This is a genomic window from Bradyrhizobium erythrophlei, assembly GCF_900129425.1.
In the GTDB taxonomy this organism is placed as follows: Bacteria; Pseudomonadota; Alphaproteobacteria; order Rhizobiales; family Xanthobacteraceae; genus Bradyrhizobium; species Bradyrhizobium erythrophlei_C.
The window spans coordinates 8,454,004-8,472,591 of the sequence record NZ_LT670817.1; the positions used below are offsets into that span (position 1 = coordinate 8,454,004).

Annotated in this window: 14 protein-coding genes; 11 read left to right on the top strand and 3 right to left on the bottom strand. The window is 63.4% G+C overall.

What is annotated here, in order from left to right:
* The first annotated feature begins 93 nt into the window (after positions 1 to 93).
* The 6 genes from B5527_RS40210 (at position 94) to B5527_RS40235 (ending at position 7,621) form a co-directional block, all read left to right on the top strand.
* A complete protein-coding gene (locus tag B5527_RS40210) occupies positions 94 to 1,011 on the top strand; it encodes a pirin family protein (protein WP_079606437.1) in 918 nt (305 codons plus the stop codon).
* A 67-nt stretch (positions 1,012 to 1,078) separates the two neighbouring features.
* Positions 1,079 to 1,993 (top strand): phosphoribosylaminoimidazolesuccinocarboxamide synthase, encoded by a 915-nt coding sequence (locus tag B5527_RS40215; protein ID WP_079606438.1) that lies wholly within the window; start codon positions 1,079 to 1,081, stop codon positions 1,991 to 1,993.
* 79 nt (positions 1,994 to 2,072) lie between these two features.
* Positions 2,073 to 2,867 (top strand): crotonase/enoyl-CoA hydratase family protein, encoded by a 795-nt coding sequence (locus B5527_RS40220; protein WP_079606439.1) that lies wholly within the window; start codon positions 2,073 to 2,075, stop codon positions 2,865 to 2,867.
* 269 nt (positions 2,868 to 3,136) lie between these two features.
* Positions 3,137 to 5,335, top strand: coding sequence for an SLC26A/SulP transporter family protein (locus tag B5527_RS40225; protein WP_079606440.1), 2,199 nt, complete (start codon positions 3,137 to 3,139; stop codon positions 5,333 to 5,335).
* Between the two features lie 88 nt (positions 5,336 to 5,423).
* Positions 5,424 to 7,010: a tetratricopeptide repeat protein gene (locus B5527_RS40230; RefSeq protein WP_079606441.1), complete on the top strand. Its 1,587-nt coding sequence runs from the start codon at positions 5,424 to 5,426 to the stop codon at positions 7,008 to 7,010.
* A gap of 35 nt (positions 7,011 to 7,045) precedes the next feature.
* Positions 7,046 to 7,621, top strand: a complete 576-nt coding sequence (locus tag B5527_RS40235) for a hypothetical protein (RefSeq protein WP_079606442.1) — start codon at positions 7,046 to 7,048, stop codon at positions 7,619 to 7,621.
* Positions 7,622 to 7,895: 274 nt separating this feature from the next.
* On the opposite strand, the gene B5527_RS40240 is transcribed toward B5527_RS40235, so the two are convergent.
* Both B5527_RS40240 and B5527_RS40250 read right to left on the bottom strand, forming a co-directional pair.
* Positions 7,896 to 9,392: an NAD-dependent succinate-semialdehyde dehydrogenase gene (locus tag B5527_RS40240; protein WP_079606443.1), complete on the bottom strand. Its 1,497-nt coding sequence runs from the start codon at positions 9,390 to 9,392 to the stop codon at positions 7,896 to 7,898.
* A 221-nt stretch (positions 9,393 to 9,613) separates the two neighbouring features.
* Complete coding sequence (locus B5527_RS40250; protein WP_079606445.1) at positions 9,614 to 9,934, bottom strand: hypothetical protein; 321 nt, start codon at positions 9,932 to 9,934, stop codon at positions 9,614 to 9,616.
* Here B5527_RS40250 and B5527_RS40255 point away from each other — a divergent pair.
* From B5527_RS40255 to B5527_RS40270, 4 genes are all read left to right on the top strand, one after another.
* Positions 9,934 to 10,245: a hypothetical protein gene (locus tag B5527_RS40255; protein ID WP_079606446.1), complete on the top strand. Its 312-nt coding sequence runs from the start codon at positions 9,934 to 9,936 to the stop codon at positions 10,243 to 10,245. The two genes, B5527_RS40250 and B5527_RS40255, sit on opposite strands and share 1 nt — an antisense overlap.
* Before the next feature lie 14 nt (positions 10,246 to 10,259).
* Positions 10,260 to 11,447 carry a serine hydrolase domain-containing protein gene (locus tag B5527_RS40260; protein WP_079606447.1) on the top strand — a complete coding sequence of 396 codons (1,188 nt, stop codon included), beginning with the start codon at positions 10,260 to 10,262 and terminating at the stop codon, positions 11,445 to 11,447.
* A gap of 138 nt (positions 11,448 to 11,585) precedes the next feature.
* Positions 11,586 to 13,280: an AMP-binding protein gene (locus B5527_RS40265; RefSeq protein WP_079606448.1), complete on the top strand. Its 1,695-nt coding sequence runs from the start codon at positions 11,586 to 11,588 to the stop codon at positions 13,278 to 13,280.
* 1,140 nt (positions 13,281 to 14,420) lie between these two features.
* A complete protein-coding gene (locus tag B5527_RS40270; protein ID WP_245332433.1) occupies positions 14,421 to 15,530 on the top strand; it encodes a transglycosylase SLT domain-containing protein in 1,110 nt (369 codons plus the stop codon).
* A gap of 320 nt (positions 15,531 to 15,850) precedes the next feature.
* Here B5527_RS40270 and B5527_RS40275 read toward each other — a convergent pair whose 3' ends face one another.
* Positions 15,851 to 16,852: an adenosine kinase gene (locus tag B5527_RS40275; protein WP_079606449.1), complete on the bottom strand. Its 1,002-nt coding sequence runs from the start codon at positions 16,850 to 16,852 to the stop codon at positions 15,851 to 15,853.
* Positions 16,853 to 16,975: 123 nt separating this feature from the next.
* On the opposite strand from B5527_RS40275, the gene murJ reads away from it, so the two are divergent.
* On the top strand, positions 16,976 to 18,538 hold the full coding sequence (gene murJ, locus B5527_RS40280; RefSeq protein WP_079607872.1) for a murein biosynthesis integral membrane protein MurJ: 1,563 nt from the start codon (positions 16,976 to 16,978) through the stop codon (positions 18,536 to 18,538).
* The last annotated feature ends 50 nt before the right edge of the window (positions 18,539 to 18,588 follow it).

The window sequence follows — 18,588 nt, forward strand, 5'->3', positions numbered from 1 at the left end:
CAATCACCGCTGGCGGTTACGGGTCCCGGCGTTCGCCGGGACGACGCGGAGCTAATGTGCTAAGATCGCCGGCAAAAGTCATGGAGACACCTCATGAGCTGGCATCCCTCCAACGATCCCGTGTTGGGCGATCCGCACTCCTGCGACGCGCTGGAGCTTGTCATCGTGCCGCGCACCCGTGACCTCGGCGATGGATTCGAGGTGCGCCGCGCGCTGCCCCACGGCAAGCGCCAAATGGTCGGCCCCTTCATCTTCTTCGATCATTTCGGGCCGGTGCAGTTCGTGTCCGGCAAGGGCATGGACGTGCGCCCGCATCCGCATATCGGGCTCGCCACCGTCACCTATCTGTTCGACGGCAGCATCATGCACCGCGACAGCGAGGGCAACATCCAGGAGATCCAGCCCGGCGCGATGAACCTGATGACGGCGGGTCGCGGCATCGCCCATTCCGAGCGCACGCCGGACCTGCAGCGAAGCAGTGGCCAGAAGATGCTGGGGTTGCAGAGCTGGATCGCATTGCCGGCCGGATCGGAAGAGATCGCGCCGTCGTTCCAGCATTACGGGTCAGCCGATTTGCCGACGGTCCGCGATCGCGGTTTCACCGCGCGAATCATCGCTGGCAGCGGCTTCGGGGTGTCGTCGCCGGTGGGGATGGTGTCGCCATGGTTTTATACCGAGGTGAGCGCGGAGGGCGGCGTCAGCGTGCCGCTCGACCCCGACCATGAAGAACGCGCCGTCTATGTGATCGATGGCGAGGTCGAAATTGCGGGCGATCGCTACCAGGGGCCGCGGCTGTTGATCTTCCGGCCCGGCGATCGCATCACGGTGAAGACGACGACGCCGGTGCGGATGATGTTTCTCGGCGGCGATGCGCTGGAAGGTCCGCGCCATATCTGGTGGAATTTCGTCTCCTCCAGCCAGGAGCGGATCGAACAGGCCAAGGCCGACTGGAAGAGCGGCCGCTTCGCAGCCGTTCCCAACGAACACGAGTTCATTCCGCTGCCGGAGTGAGCTATCCCCCATTTCCTTTGTTGTCGCGCGCGGCCGCGCGAGACGGCTATCTTTGAAAGTTTGACCGATGAACACCATGCTCGCCAGCGACCTGCCTCTTCCCCGGATCGGCCGCGGCAAGGTCCGCGATATCTACGCCGTCGGCGACGACCGCGTGTTGCTGCTGACCACCGACCGCATCAGCGCCTTCGACGTCGTCATGGCCGAGACCATCCCGATGAAGGGCGCGGTGCTGACCCAGATCAGCGCCTGGTGGTTCAACGAACTCGAAGGCGTGGTGCCGCACCACATGATCAGCACCGACGCCGATGCCATCATCAGGGAAGTGCCGGCATTGCAGGGCCATCGCGCCGACATCCTGGGACGCGCGATGCTGTGCCGGCGCACAACGGTGTTTCCGATCGAATGCGTGATCCGCGGCTATCTCTCCGGCTCGGCCTGGAAGGAATATGCCGCCCGAGGAACGCTCGCCGGCGAGAAGCTTGCCTCGGGCCTCCTGGAAAGCGCAAAACTCGAGCCCGCGATCTTCAGTCCGGCGACCAAGGCCGAGACCGGGCACGACGAGAACATCACGATCGCCCGTATGCGCGAAATTCTCGGCGACGAGGTCGCATACCAACTGGAAAGCATGACCCGCGCGATTTACACGCTCGGCGAGAAAATCAGCCGCGACCAGGGCATCATTATCGCCGATACCAAATTCGAATTCGGCCGGGATGGCGACGGACGGATCATCCTGATCGACGAGGTGATGACGCCCGACAGTTCGCGGTTCTGGGCCGCCGATGCCTACACACCCGGCCAGCCGCAGCCGAGTTTCGACAAGCAGCCGCTGCGCGATTATCTCGACGCCGAGCGCCGCGCCGGCCGCTGGAACGGCGATGCGCCCGCGCCTGCTTTGCCCGCAGAGGTCGTCGACGCCACCAGCAAGCGTTATCTCGAAGCCTATCGCCGTGTCACGGGTAGCGAACTCACGATCTAACCGCGTCATTCGGGAAGGCAACGCAACATCGAACCCGGAGTGACGACCAGGAAGAATAACCGCAAAGGGAGAGTCAGACATGATCGAACCCGAAAGCGTGCTCATCGAACGCGATGGGCCGGTGACCATCGTCTCCATCAACCGCCCGCATTGCCGCAACGCCGTTGACGGCGCCACCGCGCGAAAGCTGTTCGATGCGTTCCGTGACTTCGACGCCGATGCCGAGGCATCGGTCGCGGTGTTCACCGGAACGGCCGGTACTTTCTGCGCCGGCGCCGACCTCAAGGCGGTGGCGTCAGGCGATCCCGACAAGAAGCGCGAGATCGGCGGCCAAAACACCCTTGCGCCGATGGGACCGAGCCGCCTGCGGCTGTCGAAACCCGTGATCGCGGCGGTTGAAGGTTTTGCGGTGGCCGGCGGCATGGAGCTGGCGTTGTGGGCCGACATGCGCGTCGTTGCCGAGGACGCCACCTTCGGGGTGTTCTGCCGCCGTTTCGGCGTGCCGCTGATCGACCTCGGCACCATCAGGTTGCCGCGCCTGATCGGTCATTCCCAGGCGATCGACCTCATTCTGACCGGACGCCCGGTGGGCGGCGCGGAAGCCTTGCGCATGGGCCTTGCAAATCGCCTCGTTCCCAAGGGGGAAGCGCTCGAGCACGCCATTGCGCTGGCGAAGCAAATCGCCCGCTTCCCGCAAACCTGCCTGCGCGCCGACCGGCTTTCCGCGTTGCAGCAGTGGGACCTCGCAGAAGAGCAGGCAATCGCCAGCGAACTGCGCGGCGGACTCGAGGTCATCGCATCAGGCGAAACCATGTCAGGCGCCGCGCGCTTTGCGTCCGGCGCGGGGCGCCATGGCGCGTTCGGCGAGGTCTAGAGCAAGATAGTTTTAGTTTGTATCGGTGTGCCCTTCACCTCTCCCTATGGGAGAGGTGAAGTTTCCGCTGCGTCGCAGCTCAATCTAACCTCATCTCATCACGCTTTAGCGTAGCGCACGTCGCTCGGCGCTGGCCGGGACGAAGCTGCTTTCAATTCTTGCTGGCCGAACGGGTTCCAGCGCACTTCCGTTCCGTCATAAAAATATAGTTGTCCTGATGCGCTGCGGTCGTCTACCAGTGTCGCCAAGTGGTGGGGACGAAATTAAGCGTGAACAACCAGTCTGTCAGTCTCGGTCCGAAACTGCGCCGGGCGCTTAACGACGTTGTCGGCGGCGGCGCCGCCAGCGTCCTGACCGTGACGTTTGGACTGTCCTACGCGCTATTGATCTTCACCGGCCCGCTGGCGCCCTATTTGTCCTACGGCGTCGGCATCACCTTCATTTCATCGGCCGTTCTCGCCGCCACCATCGCGCTCGGAAGCTCGTTGCCGTTCGCGGTCGCCGGTCCGGAAAGTTCCACCGCGGCGATGACGGGGATACTGGCGTCATCGCTGGCCGAACGAATGGCCGCGACCGATCCAACCGCGGCGCTGCTCGCGCCGGTTCTGATCACGTTCGGCATTGCCAGCATCACCACCGGCATCGTGCTCTGCGGTTTCGGCGTGACGCGGATGGGCCGCGCCATCCGCTACGTGCCCTACCCGGTGGTCGGCGGGTTTCTCGGCGCCACCGGCTGCCTGATCCTTTTAGGCGCGATCCGCGTCATCACCGGCCAGCGGCTTCAGTTTGCGACGCTCGGCGGGTTCGCGAATCTCCTGACGCTGTCCGAACTGGCGGCTGCCTGCGCCATGGCCGCGATTCTCTATCTGACCTGGCACCGCTCCCGCAGTTCGTTCGGACTGCCGGTTATTCTGATCGGCGGCGTGATTGCCGCCCACATCGTGTTCTGGCTGGCCGGGATCTCACCGGCGGAGGCGCAAGCCTCGGGCTGGACCTTTCAGCCGCCGCCGCATGTGTCCTACGTGTTGCCGTGGAGCACCAACGACATCCTGCGCTATCCCTGGTACACCTTGCCGGACCTCAGCGGCAATCTGATCGCCGTCATCTTCGTGACCGCGACCAGCACCTTGTTCAACACCGCGGGCATTGAAGTCGCCGCCCAACACGAAGCCGATCTCGAGCGCGAATTGAACGTCACGGGCCTCGCCAATATGTTGTCGGGCGCATTCGGAGGCTATACCGGCTGCATTTCGGTCAGCCGCTCCGTGCTCAATTTCAACAGCGGCGGGACCAGCCGCCTCTCCGGCCTGACGGTCGCGGCGATCTCCGCGCTGATGCTGGCGGTGGCGCCGATGCTGCTCGGCTACATGCCGAAATTCGTGCTCGGCGGCCTCCTGATCTATCTGGGAGCCGATCAGCTGCACCGATGGATCATCGAGTCGCGGCGGCGGCTCTCGGTCACCGAATACCTATCGCTGCTGGCGATCATCGTCATCATCGTGCAGTGGGGCTTTGTCGCGGGCGTCCTGATCGGCGTCGTGATCGGCTGCGCGACATTCGCGCTGAGCGCGTCGCGGATCGATTCGATCAAATACAGCTTCGACGGTTCGGAATACCGCAGTTCGCTGGACCGCTCGCGCGACGATCAGGCGGTGCTGTCAGCGCATGGCGGCAAGATCCAGGGCCTGAATCTGCAAAGCTATCTGTTCTTCGGTTCGGCCAACCGGCTTTACCAGCACGTCAAGGCGCTGCTCGCGCGGCATCCGGAATGCCGCTTCCTGGTCTTCGACTTCAAGCTGGTCACCGGCATCGATTCCTCGGCGGCCTACAGTTTTGCCCAGATCAAGCGCAGCGCGCATGACCGGGGCATCAAGCTGGTGCTGGTGCATCTTCCGCCGCCAGCCGAAAAGGCCCTGCGATCGAGCGAGTTCATCTCGAACGAGGTCAGCATCGTCGCCGAACTGGACCATGCGCTGGAGTGGTGCGAGAACGAGATCATCGCCGCGCATCAGGGCCTTGAGCGGGAAGAAGCCTCCTTGCGCGACTGGTTCACCGAGATTCTCGGCGCCGAGCATGACGTCGCGGAGTTGATGCACCGCTGCCAGCGCATCGAGGTCGACGCCGGCGAGACCATCGTCCGTGCCGGCGACGCCGCGGATTCCATGCATTTCATTCTGGAGGGGCGCGTCGGGATCATGATCCCCGCGGATCAGGGGCGCACCACACGGGTGCGAAGTCTCGGCCGCTACACCACGATCGGCGAGATGGGTCTGGTCGCCGGTGCGCCACGCAGCGCCACCATCCAGGCCGAAGTCGCGAGCACGCTCTATGTTTTAACGACGCATCAGTTCGAGGCCATCAAAACCGAAAACCCGCCGCTCGGTCAGAAATTGCTGACCTATTTCGTCTCGGTGATGGCCGAGCGCCTGACCTTCGCCAATCGCATGATCACGGTGCTGCGGAGGTAGACCCCCGGATCGGTTGAGTCGCTCCGCAGAAAGGTCTACGCTCGCCGTCCAGTAAGAACGCACGTCATCCACTCCCCGGGAGAACGTCATGCGTGAACTTCTGTTTGCGGCGACCATCGCGGCCACGACGACGTTTGGATTTTGCGCGCCGGGCCTGGCTCAGGAAGATACCGATCAGAAACTGGGCACGGTTCACTTCGCGACCTCGTGCAACGAAACGGCGCAACGGCGGTTCGACCGGGCGATGCGATACCAGCATTCGTTCTGGTACAGCGAATCCAGGGACATCTACCAGGAGGCGCTCAAAGCCGATCCGGAATGCGCCATTGCCTATTGGGGCATCGCGCTGTCGCTTCTGAACAATCCGCACGGCGCGGTGCCGGCACCAAATCTTCCGCTTGGCCTCGCGGCGATCGAGAAGGCGAAAGCGATTGGCGCCAGGACGCAGTGCGAACGCGACTATATCGACGCGCTGGCGATCATGTATGTCGATTACGACAAGACCCCGCATCAGGTCCGGGTGCAATCCTACCTGAAGGCGATGGAGGCGCTGGCGGCAAAATATCCCGACGACGACGAAGCGCAGATCTTCTACGCGATCACGCTGAATGTCGCAGCCTCGCCGGCCGACAAAACCTACGCCAACCAACTCAAGGGCGCGGCCATCCTGGAGCCGATCTGGCAACGCCAGCCGCAGCACCCGGGCGTCGCGCACTACCTGATCCATCTCTATGACTATCCGTCCATCGCCGCCAAGGGGCTTCCGGCGGCGCTGCGCTATTCAAAGATCGCACCGAACGCGCCGCATGCGCAGCACATGCCGTCTCACATTTTCACGCGCGTCGGCTACTGGAAGGAATCGATCGCGGCGAACCTGGCTTCCGCGCAGGCGGCAAAGGCCGAGCACGAACTCGGCGATCAACTGCACGGCCAGGACTATCTGGTCTACGCCTATCTGCAACTGGGGCAGGACAAGCAGGCTCGCGCCGTGGTCGATGAAATCGAGGCGGCCCAGCCCGGTCCCGATTCCTTCGCCGCCGCTTTCGCAAAGGCCGCTTCGCCCGCACGCTACATGGTCGAACGCGGCGATTGGGCGGGCGCGGTCAATCTCGAGATCACGCCAAGCAAGTTTCCGCACGTCATGGCCGTCACATATTTCGCGCGTTCGCTCGGCGCCGCACGTTCCGGCAATTCCGCCGCAGCCAAGGCCGATGCCGCCAAGCTTGCCGAACTTCGCGACCAGCTGCGCGAGGCGAAGAACACTTACTGGGCCGGCCAGGTCGATGTCCAGCTGCAGACGGCAAACGCCTTTATCCTCTACGCCGACGGCCAATATGATGACGCGCTCAAGGCGATGAGCGCCGCGGCTGAGGCCGAGGACAGCACCGAAAAGGCGCCGGTCACGCCGGGGTCACTGGCACCGGCGCGCGAACTATACGGCTTCATGCTGCTCGATCGCGGCATGGCCAAAGAGGCGCTTGCGGCGTTCGAGGCCACGATGGCGAAGGAGCCGAACCGTTTCAACGGCTATGTCGGAGCCGCAAAGGCCGCGCAGGCACTCGGCGATAGCGCCAAGGCGAAGGCGACTTATGAAAAGCTCGTCGCGCTTGCGGCGGGCTCGGACTCAGGGCGGCCGACGCTTGCCGCCGCCAGGTCATTCGTCGCAAGCAACTAGCAAAGGCACCAACGCCGTTAGCGGCCGGGAATGCGATGAAGAGCGTCACCGTCATTGCTGCTGTCGCCGGCTTGGGGCTGGGCGGGCTGGTCGGGGCGTCCACGTTCTTCGCATGGCCGTTACTGGACCGCACCACGGTGGCCGCGCCGCCGAGCCATCCTGTGTTTTCGGAGGTGGAATGGCCGTATCCGAGCGACGAGTGGGGCAAAGGCAAAGCGTTCCGCTGCGTGGCGGCTGACTGCGGCGCCGAGGTCAACCTTTATGTCCGGGCCAAGATCGGCTTCTGCAACTGCAAAACCGGCGTTGCCGATGACGCCGAACTCGATCGTCTGAGCGACTTCAGGCTGATGGGCGAAAAGCTTTCCGTTTTGGGGCCCGGCCATCCGATCAATGTCGCGTGGATGAAGGGCCGCAGCCGCGCCTACGCGATCGCCGATCCCTATCGCGCGCGAAATTCGGCCCTGGCGATCGCATTCAACGACCGCTGCGATGCGATCGTCGCCACCGCGGTGGTAGCGCACGATCGTCCGGCGGCGATCGAGCCCGGTGTCATCGAGTTTCTCAACAGCAAGACCGTCGTGCACTGGGCCGAGATAACGCTGGGCCTGTAGCGTCGCGCGGTCTGCCCGCGGAGATTTGTTGTCCGGCCGAGCGCCGGGACAACGCCGACGGTTGAAGCTAAAGCGTGATGAGATGAAGTTAGATTGAGCTGCGACGCAGCGGAAACTTTACCTCTCCCATAGGGAGAGGTCGGCGCGTAGCGCCGGGTGAGGGGTTACGGTCTATCATTGGTGCAGCACCCCCTCACCCGATTTGCTGCGCAAATCGACCTCTCCCCGCTGGGGAGAGGTGAAGCACACCGATTCAAAGTAAAACCATCTTGCTCTAAATCCCCGCCATCATCACGTATTTGATCTCGACATATTCTTCCATGCCGTGATGCGAGCCTTCGCGCCCGAGGCCGCTTTCCTTGACGCCGCCGAACGGCGCCACCTCGGTGGTGATCAGGCCGGTGTTGACGCCGACCATGCCGGATTCCAGCGCTTCGGCGACCCGCCAGACCCGGCCGAGATCGCGCGAATAGAAATACGACGCCAGCCCGAACGGCGAGTTGTTGCACATCGCGATCACGTCGGCTTCGTCCTTGAAGCGGAACACCGGCGCCAGCGGCCCGAAGGTTTCTTCCTGCGACACCAGCGCGTCGGGCGCGACGTTGGCCAACACCGTCGGCTCGAAGAAGGTGCCGCCGAGCGAATGCCGTTTGCCGCCGGTAACGATTTTGGCGCCGTGCTTGACCGCATCGGCGATGTGCTTTTCGACCTTGTCGACCGCATCCATGTTGATCAGCGGCCCCTGCGTCACGCCGGCTTCCGTGCCGTCACCGATCTTCATCGCCGCGACCTTCTTGGAGAGCTTTTCGACGAACTGATCGTAGATCTTATCCTGCGCGTAGATGCGATTGGCGCAGACGCAGGTCTGGCCCATGTTGCGATATTTCGAGACCATGGCGCCTTCGACCGCGGCGTCGATATCGGCGTCGTCGAACACCACGAACGGCGCATTGCCGCCGAGTTCGAGCCCGAGCTTCTTCACCCCGACCGCGGCCTGCTGATACAGAATCTTTCCGACCTCGGTCGATCCGGTGAAGCCGACAAAGCGCACCGCGGGATGTTCGCACAACACCTTGCCGATAGCAGACGATTTGCCGGTGAGGATATTGAACACGCCCTTGGGCACGCCGGCCTTCTCGGCCAAAGCCACCAGCGCCAGCGCGGTGAGCGGCGTCTCGTTGGCGGGTTTGAGCACCACGGTACAGCCGGCGGCCAGCGCCGGCGAAACCTTGCGGGTGATCATCGAACACGGGAAATTCCACGGCGTGATCGCGCCGCAGACGCCGATCGGCTGGCGGATCACGAGCAGCCGCGCGTCCGGCCGCTGCGTCGGAATGGTCTCGCCATAGACCCGCCGGGCTTCCTCGGCGAAGAACTCGACATAGGCGCCGCCGATGTCGACTTCGCCGAGCGCCTCGGCCAGCGGCTTGCCCTGCTCGGAAGTGAGGATCAGCGCCAGATCTTCGCGGTTGGCGATGATCAGGTCGAACCATTTGCGCAAAATATTGGAGCGCTGTTTGGCGGTGAGTTTGGCCCATGCCGGGAACGCGCGCTCGGCGGCTTCCACGGCCTGCGTCGCTTCCGCCGTGCTCATGACAGGCACCTTGGCAAGTTCGGCACCGTTGACCGGATTGGTCACGGGATGCGCCGGCGTGCCGACCCAGGCGCCGTCGATGTAGCAGCGGTCGCGCAGCAGCGACGGATCCTTCAGACGATCACGCAGCGATGGCGCGGAGGATTGCGAAGTGCGTGCAGCAGCGGTTGGGGACATGGCGTTGCTCCTTGGGATGTTTTTCGGCCTTGAGGCCGTCAATATAGGTGCAATCAGGCCGCGATGCATCGGCTCACTAGCCGACCGCAATTGCTGTTCGTCATTCCGGGATGGTCCGAAGGACCAGACCCGGAATCTCGAGATTCCGGGTTCGATGCGGAGCCTGTCATCGGGCCGCGCTTCGCGCGGACCCGTTGGCATCGCCCCGGAATGACAGGGGTTCAGGCCGCGCCGCTCATATAGGCTTCGCGGCGACCGATCATGCGCTCCACCGCGGCCTTGGCATCGGCCTTGGAGGAGGTTGCGCAGGTGCGATATTCGAGGTCGGGCATCTGAGCGGGCTCGCGCCGCCCGAACCATGATTTGGAACCGATCGGCAGCAGCGCCAGCGCCTGGGCCACATTATCGACCGCACCGAACGAATGCAGCGCGCCGGTGCCGGCATAACGGACTTCATAGATCCCGGGGCTGATCGGCGCTTCGATATTTTCCCCGCGTCCGACCCGCGGATATCGCTTCCATTCGCTCCAGGTCGAAATCATTGTCGCCCCCCGGCAACCTCAAAAATCACAATCAATTTCATCAAATCATCCCGTCCGAGGCGCCGTTGCGCTGCGATATGAATGTCTTACTACGAAATCAGTTCCATCGTCTCTACACGATCAAGATACCGTGGATGCGCCATGAGGTCACCGGCAACGCCGCACAATTCACCGCAAATTACGGCGAGTGTTGCAGTTCTGTCTGCGCCGGACCATCATCACGAGATCGCGACCGCCATGGCCTGACCGGCCGCTCCTGCTTGCGTGAGGCGGCGGCCGGGGGGAAGATCAACGACTTCAAGAAAAATTAAACGGGAGAAGGCCCATGCAAAGCAAAGCTCAGATCGATCAAGTCCTGCGTCAGAAAAGTGACGCCAAAGAGATTCCTGGCGTGGTCGCGATGGCCGCTGACAGCAAGGAAGTGATCTACCAGGGCGCGTACGGCAAACGCGACCTGTCGAGGGACGACGCGATGACCTTGGACAGCGTGTTCTGGATCGCCTCCATGACCAAGGCGATTACTGCGGCGGCCGCGATGCAACTGGTCGAGCAGGGCAAGCTTTCCCTTGAAGGCCCGATCGGCAAGGTGCTGCCCGATCTCGCCGCGCCGCAAGTGCTCGAAGGCTTCGATGGCAAGGGCGAGCCGAAGCTGCGGCCGGCGAAGAACCCGATCACGCTGCGACATCTCATGACCCACACCGCCGGCTTCGCCTACGACATGTGGAACGGCGACATGGTGCAGTATCTGGCGAAAACGGGGCTGCCCGCCATCACCACCTGCAAGAACGACGCGCTGAAGACCCCGATCATGTCAGACCCCGGCACGCGCTGGGAGTACGGCACCAATATCGATTTCGTCGGCAAGGCGGTCGAGGCCGTCAGCGGCAAGCGGCTCGGTGCCTATCTCCACGACCACATGTTCGCGCCGCTCGGCATGACCGATACCGGATTCAAGATCGGGGAAGCCCAGCGCAAGCGCCTCGTCGGCATGCACTCCCGCGGCGAAGACGGATCGCTGGCGCCGATCCCGTTCGAACTCGAGCAGGATCCGGAATTCCACATGGGCGGCGGCGGGCTTTACGGCACCGCGGGCGACTACCTCAAGTTCACCCAGATGATCCTCAACAAGGGCCGCGGCAACGGCAACCAGGTGCTTAAACCCGAGACTGTCGCGATGATGGGAAAGAACCACATCGGCGAACTCAACATAACCAGGATGACCTCGGCGGTCGCGTTTGCGACCAACGATGTCGATCTCTATCCCGGCATGGAGAAGAAATGGGGGCTCAGCTTCCTGATCAACACCGCCAAGACGCCGGAAGGCCGCAGCCCCGGCAGCCTCGCCTGGGCCGGCCTCGCCAACACCTATTACTGGATCGACCCGTCGCGCGACGTCACCGGGGTGATCCTGATGCAGACGCTGCCGTTCGCGGACAACAAGTGCCTGGAAGCCTTCGCGGGCTTCGAGAGCGGCGTCTATGCCGGGCTCGACACGACGCAAAAGGCGGCGTGAACGAGAAGTGGCGAACCTTACCCTCCCCTGAAGGGGGAGGGTGAAGCGATGTTGCGGCACGACCAAACCTTGGACATACGTACGTAAATCGTGCCTAACTTCCGCGGCGTGCGTGCTTCGGCGCAGGGAGAAGCAGACATGACGGAAAAAGCCGATAGTTATGTTTGCGGCATCGCCGATGCGCCGCTGCTCGGCGACACCATCGGGCGCAGCCTCGATTCCGCGGCCCGGCGCTGGGCCGATCGCGAGGCGCTGGTTTCGCCGAGCCACGGCGTCAGATGGACATGGCGGGAATTGGCGGAGCGGGTCGACGCACTGGCCGCGGGCTTTCTCGCGCTCGGGCTGGAACGCGGCGCGCGGATCGGCGTCTGGTCGCTCAACCGGCCGGAATGGACGCTGACCCAGTTTGCCGCCGCCAAGGCGGGGCTCATTCTCGTCACCATCAATCCCGCCTACCGCCTCAGCGAACTGGAATTCGCGCTTGCCAAGGTCGGCTGCCGCGCGATCGTCACGGCGACCGCGTTCAAGACCAGCAACTACATGGAGATGCTGAACACGCTGCTGCCCGAGCTTGCGAAGGCGCTGCCGGGCGATCTGCAGGCGGCGCGATTGCCGCAGCTGCGCGCGGTGATCCAGGTCGGCGGCCCGGCCTGTCCGGGCACGATTCCCTTCGACGAGGTGCCGGCCATGGGCGGCGCGCGCCACCGCGACGCGCTCGCGACGCTCGGCAAGACGTTGCAGTTCGACGATCCCGTCAACATTCAGTTTACCAGCGGCACCACCGGATCGCCCAAGGGCGTCACGCTGACCCATCACAACATCCTCAACAACGGCTATTTCGTCGGGCGCGCGATGGGCCTGACCGAAAGCGACCGCATCTGCATTCCGGTCCCGCTCTATCACTGCTTCGGCATGGTGATGGGCAATCTGGCTTCGGTCACGTCAGGCGCGACCATGGTCTATCCCGGCGAGGGCTTCGATCCGCTGGTGACGCTGCAGACCATCGAGCGGGAAAAATGCACGACGCTCTATGGCGTCCCCACGATGTTCATCGCCGAACTCGACCATCCCGAATTTTCGAAATTCGACCTGTCGTCGCTGCGAACCGGCATCATGGCCGGCGCGCCCTGCCCGATCGAGGTGATGCGGCGCGTCAACGAACAGATGAACATGCGCGACGTGACCATCGCCTACGGCATGACCGAAACCAGCCCGGTCAGCTTTCAGAGCGCGATGGACGATCCGCTGGAGCGGCGGGTGTCGACCGTCGGGCGCATTCATCCGCACGTCGAGGTCAAGGTCGTCGATCTCGAGGGCCGCGTCGTGCCCCGCGGCGAACGCGGCGAACTCTGCACCCGCGGCTACAGCGTCATGCTGGGCTATTGGGACGAGCCCGAAAAGACCGCCGATGTGCTCGACGCCGGCGGCTGGATGCACACCGGCGATATCGCCGTCATCGATCAGGAGGGCTATTGCAACATCGTCGGCCGCATCAAGGACATGGTGATCCGCGGCGGCGAGAACCTTTATCCGCGCGAGATCGAGGAATTCCTCTATCGCCATCCCAAGATCCAGGACGTGCAGATTTTTGGCGTCGCCGACGACCGTTATGGCGAGGAGCTGTGCGCGTGGATCAGGACGCGCTCCGGCGAAACCCTGACGGCCGACGAAATCCGCGCCTTCTGTCAGGGCCAGATCGCGCACAACAAGATTCCGCGCTACGTCGAATTCGTCGACGAATTTCCGATGACGGTCACCGGCAAGATCCAGAAATTCCTGATGCGCGAAACGGTCGAGTCGCGATTGGGATTGAAGACGCAGAAGACGGCGTGAGGTCTTGCGCGCGCTCTCTCCCCATCCCCTTGCGGCCGAGAGTGTTGATGTTGCTGAGTCGGCGGCGCGCACGCAGTGATGTGCTCCAATGACAAACGCAGTTTCGCGTTCTCGCGGCGCGATGCGCCCGAGGTTTGCCCAAACGTTCCTCGCCCTAAATTGGAGGGCGCAGGGAATGCCGGGTGCGCGCTGCACCCGCGGTCTCGTGTGCAAGATGCACAAGGAAAACGCACACGAGCATACAGGTCAGCGGAGGCAATCCGACATTCCCTGCGCAATGGTTTGACGGCTTATGCCGCGCTCTCCCCGGCGACGAGTTCGTTTTGTCACCGTCATCGGCGGATTAAAGGCGCATCGAAGCCCGGTTGGGCTCGATAAACCTCCGCCGACTTGACATCAGCAACGGATGCCAGGACCACACTGTTTTGCCGTACGAGGCTGCGTCGTTCGTCTTGCGTGCTTGGTGATCGCTCACGGAGAGCAATCCGCCCTGCGATCCCGTCGCACGCCCGACGCTGCCCGCGTCCACCGCATCTCATCCCGCGTCCGTGACGATCGCGATACGCCCCTCCAGTGGGATAAGACGGCATCAGATATAGCGGCGATTTGGGGCTTCGGAAAACCAGAATATTTTTTCCTATGGGACTGGACAGGGCAAATCACACCAAATCTAGCCCGTCGGGCGCGCGTTTTTCTTCGGGGCCGGCGCTGCGGAAGGAGAATTTGACACGTCGGGCAAATCACCGGCATCCGTCGATCATCGGAGGAAAATGAGAGTCGAGTGCAAGCCGTGCCGGCGGCATCGGTCCATTTCGGTGCAGCGGCCCCATCCAAAAAGACTGGACATGATCGGATTTGCTGCTGGCTTCGACCCGTCGCGATTGGCCCTGAGCAGACCCAGCCGTCGTCGATGCAGGGGTTTCGCGTCGTCTCGATGACCCGTACGCGCTGCGGCTACGCTTGCGGCGCTCGCTGATGGAGCGGACGGACGGTGAGATTGATGTCGGAATTGGTCAATATGGCTGTCCACTATGTAACTCGTTAGCCACAACCATCGAGAAAATACGAGCAGTTCGGTCGTCTGCCACACTTATCTTCCCTTCGCCCCCTTAATCTGCGTGCCAAGTCGGGGATCTGTAGTTGGGATTGAATGGGGAAACCGCGGCAACCCGGCTGGCGACATTGAAAATCTGGCAAGCAAGCTGTATTGTCGGCGCGCTGAGCGCGACTTCGCTTGCCGCGATCCATCAGATCGCGGCATCGCCGCCGAGCGTTGCAACGCCGAATGCGAGAGTTGCTGATGCATTCAGCGCCATCCCGCTGAACGTGACGACGGTGCTAACAAACCTCCGCGCAGAGTTGCCGGCCCCTGTCATCGAGGCGAAATTCGACACAAGATCATCGGCCAATGCGATTGTTGCGGTGGAATTCAGCGACGCGACGCCGAACGCGGTGATGCCGTCCGATGTGACCGGGTCGCCGCGGCAAGGGCGAATGTTGGAGGCCCGTGCCAGCCTTGACGCCGCGCCGCCCGAGAACGAGGCGATGTCACAGCAGGACCGTCCGCCCCCTGCTTCGCCCAAGCCGGACGAAGGCGAACTGCCGTATCTGAAGTACTACGTCTACTCGGAAACTCCCCCGCCGGAGAAACCCGCGAAGATCGCCTTGGCGGCATTGAGCGACGTTCCGCTCGGAACGCCGATCCAGGAGATCGAACGCGCGGCCAAAGCATTCGGTGTCGATGCCAATTTCATGAAGGCGGTTGCCAAAATCGAATCCGATTTTAATCCCAAGGAACGGACCGGCTCCTATATCGGTCTGTTCCAGCTGAGCAAGTCTGAGTTTGGTGAATACGGGTCGGGCGACATCCTCAATTCTCGCGACAATGCTATGGCTGCCGCCTACAAGTTCGTCACCGAGGCCGCGCTATTCGAAGCAGTGACGCACGAGAAGCTGACGTTCGCCAATCGCTATCTGATCCACCAGCAGGGCTGGGAAGGAGCCGGCGAACACGTCAGCCATCCGCAGCAGATTGCCTGGAAATCGATGTGCGCGACCCACGAGGGCATGGCGAAGGGCGAGCGATGGTGCAAGCGCGCCATCTGGGGCAACACGCTGCCGGCGGTCAAACGCGAATGGAAGTCGGTCGATCGCCTCACGTCGGGCGCGTTCGTGGCGATGTGGCGGGACCGCGTCGAGACGCTCTATGCCCGCTATACGGCGCCAACGCTGCGGCGGCCGGAAGCTTGAGATGGAATAGTTTGCGACTGTCCACGCGCCACAAATCGTTCGGTCGGGAGGGTGTGTCGGCAATCTTGAGAGTCCAATTTCCGACGCCGGAGCAGGTTTGCGTTCCGCTTAGAGACCGGGCGGTTAATTGGCCCCGGCGGCCCGATTGACCCAAAACCTCGACCGCTGCCGCTCCGAGACCCGGCCTCCTAAATTCACAAGCAATCCAGGTCAGCTTATGGCACATCGCGTCATTCAGCTGCCCGCGGAATTTGGTCCGCTATCAGCGCATAAGGGACCATAGCGGCGCCGTTCGCCCGGCAGATTTATGGGTTGACCGCCTACACCGGCAGCCCGTTCTGCTTCGCCAATTCCTTCAGCGACGTCTGCGGCCGGGCGCCGATGTGCTGGATCACTTCGGCCGCGGCGAGTGCGCCGAGCCGGCCGGCATTTTCATGACCGGCGCCGCGCACTAGGCCGAACAGGAATCCGGCGGCGAACAGATCGCCGGCGCCTGTCGTATCCACCATCTTTTCAATTGGAAACGCCGGCACCGCGATAACGCCGTCCTTTGAGGCCACCACGCAGCCTTTCTCGCTGCGGGTGACGACGCCGAGTTTTGCATCGACACGCAATTGCGCAAGCGCGGCGTCGAAATCGGGCGTCTGGTACAGCGAGCGCAATTCGGCCTCGTTGGCGAATACCAGGTCGACCGTGCCGTTCTTCATCAGGTCGAGAAATTCACCGCGATAGCGATCGACGCAGAACGAATCCGACAGCGTCAGCGCGACCTGCCGGCCGGCCTGATGCGCAATCGTCGATGCCTTGACGAAGGCTTCCTTGGCGCTTTTGGGATCCCAGAGATAGCCCTCGAGATAGATGACGCTCGATGCCGCGATCTGGACTTCGTCGATATCGCCGGGCATCAATTCCTGCGCCGCGCCGAGATAGGTGTTCATGGTGCGCTCGCCGTCCGGCGTCACCAGGATGTAGGAGCAGCCGGTGGCCGGGCCGTCAGCCGCCGCTTTGGTCTCGAACGCGACCCCGGCGGCGCGGATGTCATGGATATAAAGACGTCCGATCTGGTCATCCCTGACCTTGCCGACATAGGCCGCGCGCGCGCCCAGATTGGCGATCCCGACAATGGTGTTGGCCGCCGAGCCGCCGGACATCTCCGTCGCCGGCCCCATGTCCCGGTAGATCGAGGCGGCACGCGCCTCGTCGATCAGCGCCATGCCGCCTTTGGTCATGCCGTGGAGGCTAAGAAACTGCTCGTCGGTCTGCACCAGCACGTCGAAAATCGCATTGCCGATCCCGAGAACGTCATATTTCGCTGTAGTCATCCGTCAGTCCTGTGTGCGGCGATTGCGATGGCGCGAAAAATCCGCTCCAGTCGGCTTGAATGCGTGCAGCGGCCTATCACGATCGACCCTGCGCCAGCAAGCGACGGTGTTATACAGCCTCCGATGATCCGTTCCTTTCTCACCGTTTCCACGGGAACACTTGCCTCGCGGCTGCTCGGATTCGCGCGCGACGCCATGATTGCGGCGCTGCTCGGCACCGGCCCGGTCGCCGATGCGTTCCTGATGGCGTTCCAACTGGTCAATGTGGTCAGGCGATTGTTGACCGAGGGCGCGCTGAATGCGGCGCTGGTGCCGGCATGGCTGCGCCTGCGCCAGACCGAGGGCGCCGTGGCGGCCGCGGCCTTTGCCGGCCGCGTGCTCGGCACCGTCAGCGCGGCGCTGATCGTGGTAGCGGGATTGATCGGCCTAGTGATGCCGCTGGTCGTGACGTTGCTGGCGCCGGGCTTTGCCGGACATCCGACGCTGCAACTGGCGGTCGACGATGCCCGCCTGATGCTGCCCTACCTCGCCTTCGCGGGGCCCGCGACGGTGATGATGGCGCTGATGAGCGCGCAATCCAGGTTCGCATTGACGGCGTTCTCGCCATTACTGTTCAACATCGTATTGATCGCCGTGATGATCGCGCTGCTCGGCTGGCGACCGGACGCCCACGATGCCGGGCTGATCATGGCCGCCACCGTCGGCATTGCCGGGCTGCTGCAATTGCTGATTCTGCTGTTGGGCCGTGGCGGCGGCAGTACGGCGACGCCGCTGCGCGTCGCGTTCGACGCCGATATGCGCGGTTTTGCTGGCAAGGCGATCCCCGGCATGATCGCGAGCGCGGGGCCGCAAATCCTTGTCGTCGCCGGTGCGATCATCGCCTCGTCCTCGCCGTCGGCGGTGTCGTGGCTGTATTTCGCCAACCGCCTGATCGAACTGCCGCTCGGGATCGTCGGCGTCGCCATGGGCACGGTGTTGGTGCCCAAACTGACGCGCGCGCTGCGCGGCGATGACCGGACCGTCGTCGCCCACGCCGAGTCGCGCGGCCTCGAACTCGCTGTCGGGCTGGTGCTGCCGGCGACGCTGGGATTGATCGTGCTGAGCGAGCCCGTGGTGCGGATGCTGTTCCAGCACGGCGCCTTCACCGCGTCGGATACCGCCGCCACCGCGCAGGCGCTGACGGTGCTTGCGCTCGGCCTGCCCGCGCAAGTGCTGGTCAAGGCGCTGGCGCCGGCCTTCTTCGCACGCGGCGACACGCTGACGCCGCTGTTTGCAACGCTCAAGGGCGTTGCGGTCGCGATCGTTCTGGCGCTGGTGCTCGGCCGATTGTTTGGCGCCAGCGGCATTGCCGCCAGCATCGCGCTGGGCGCGTGGAGCAGCGCGCTTTCGTTGATCCGGCGCGGCGCCGCGACCTTCGGGTTTTCAATCGATGCCGCGGCGCGCCGTCGGCTGCCACGGATTGCCGTCGCCGCACTTGTCATGGGCGGCCTATTGTGGCTGACGGCGAGGCTCATGCCGGCGCCGGGCGCTGAACCGCATGGCGTCGCGCAGGCGCTCATGCTGGCGGTGCTGATCGCAGGCGGGACCGCAGTTTACGGCGCGCTTCTGGCCCTGTTCGGCGTCGCCAGTTGGGGCGAAGCGGCAGCCGCATTCAGGCAAACCGCCGCCTCCGACTTGCGCGACTGAGGCGCGCATGGCATCTGACGGCGCGTAGCAGGACTGCGGAAAGCGAAAAA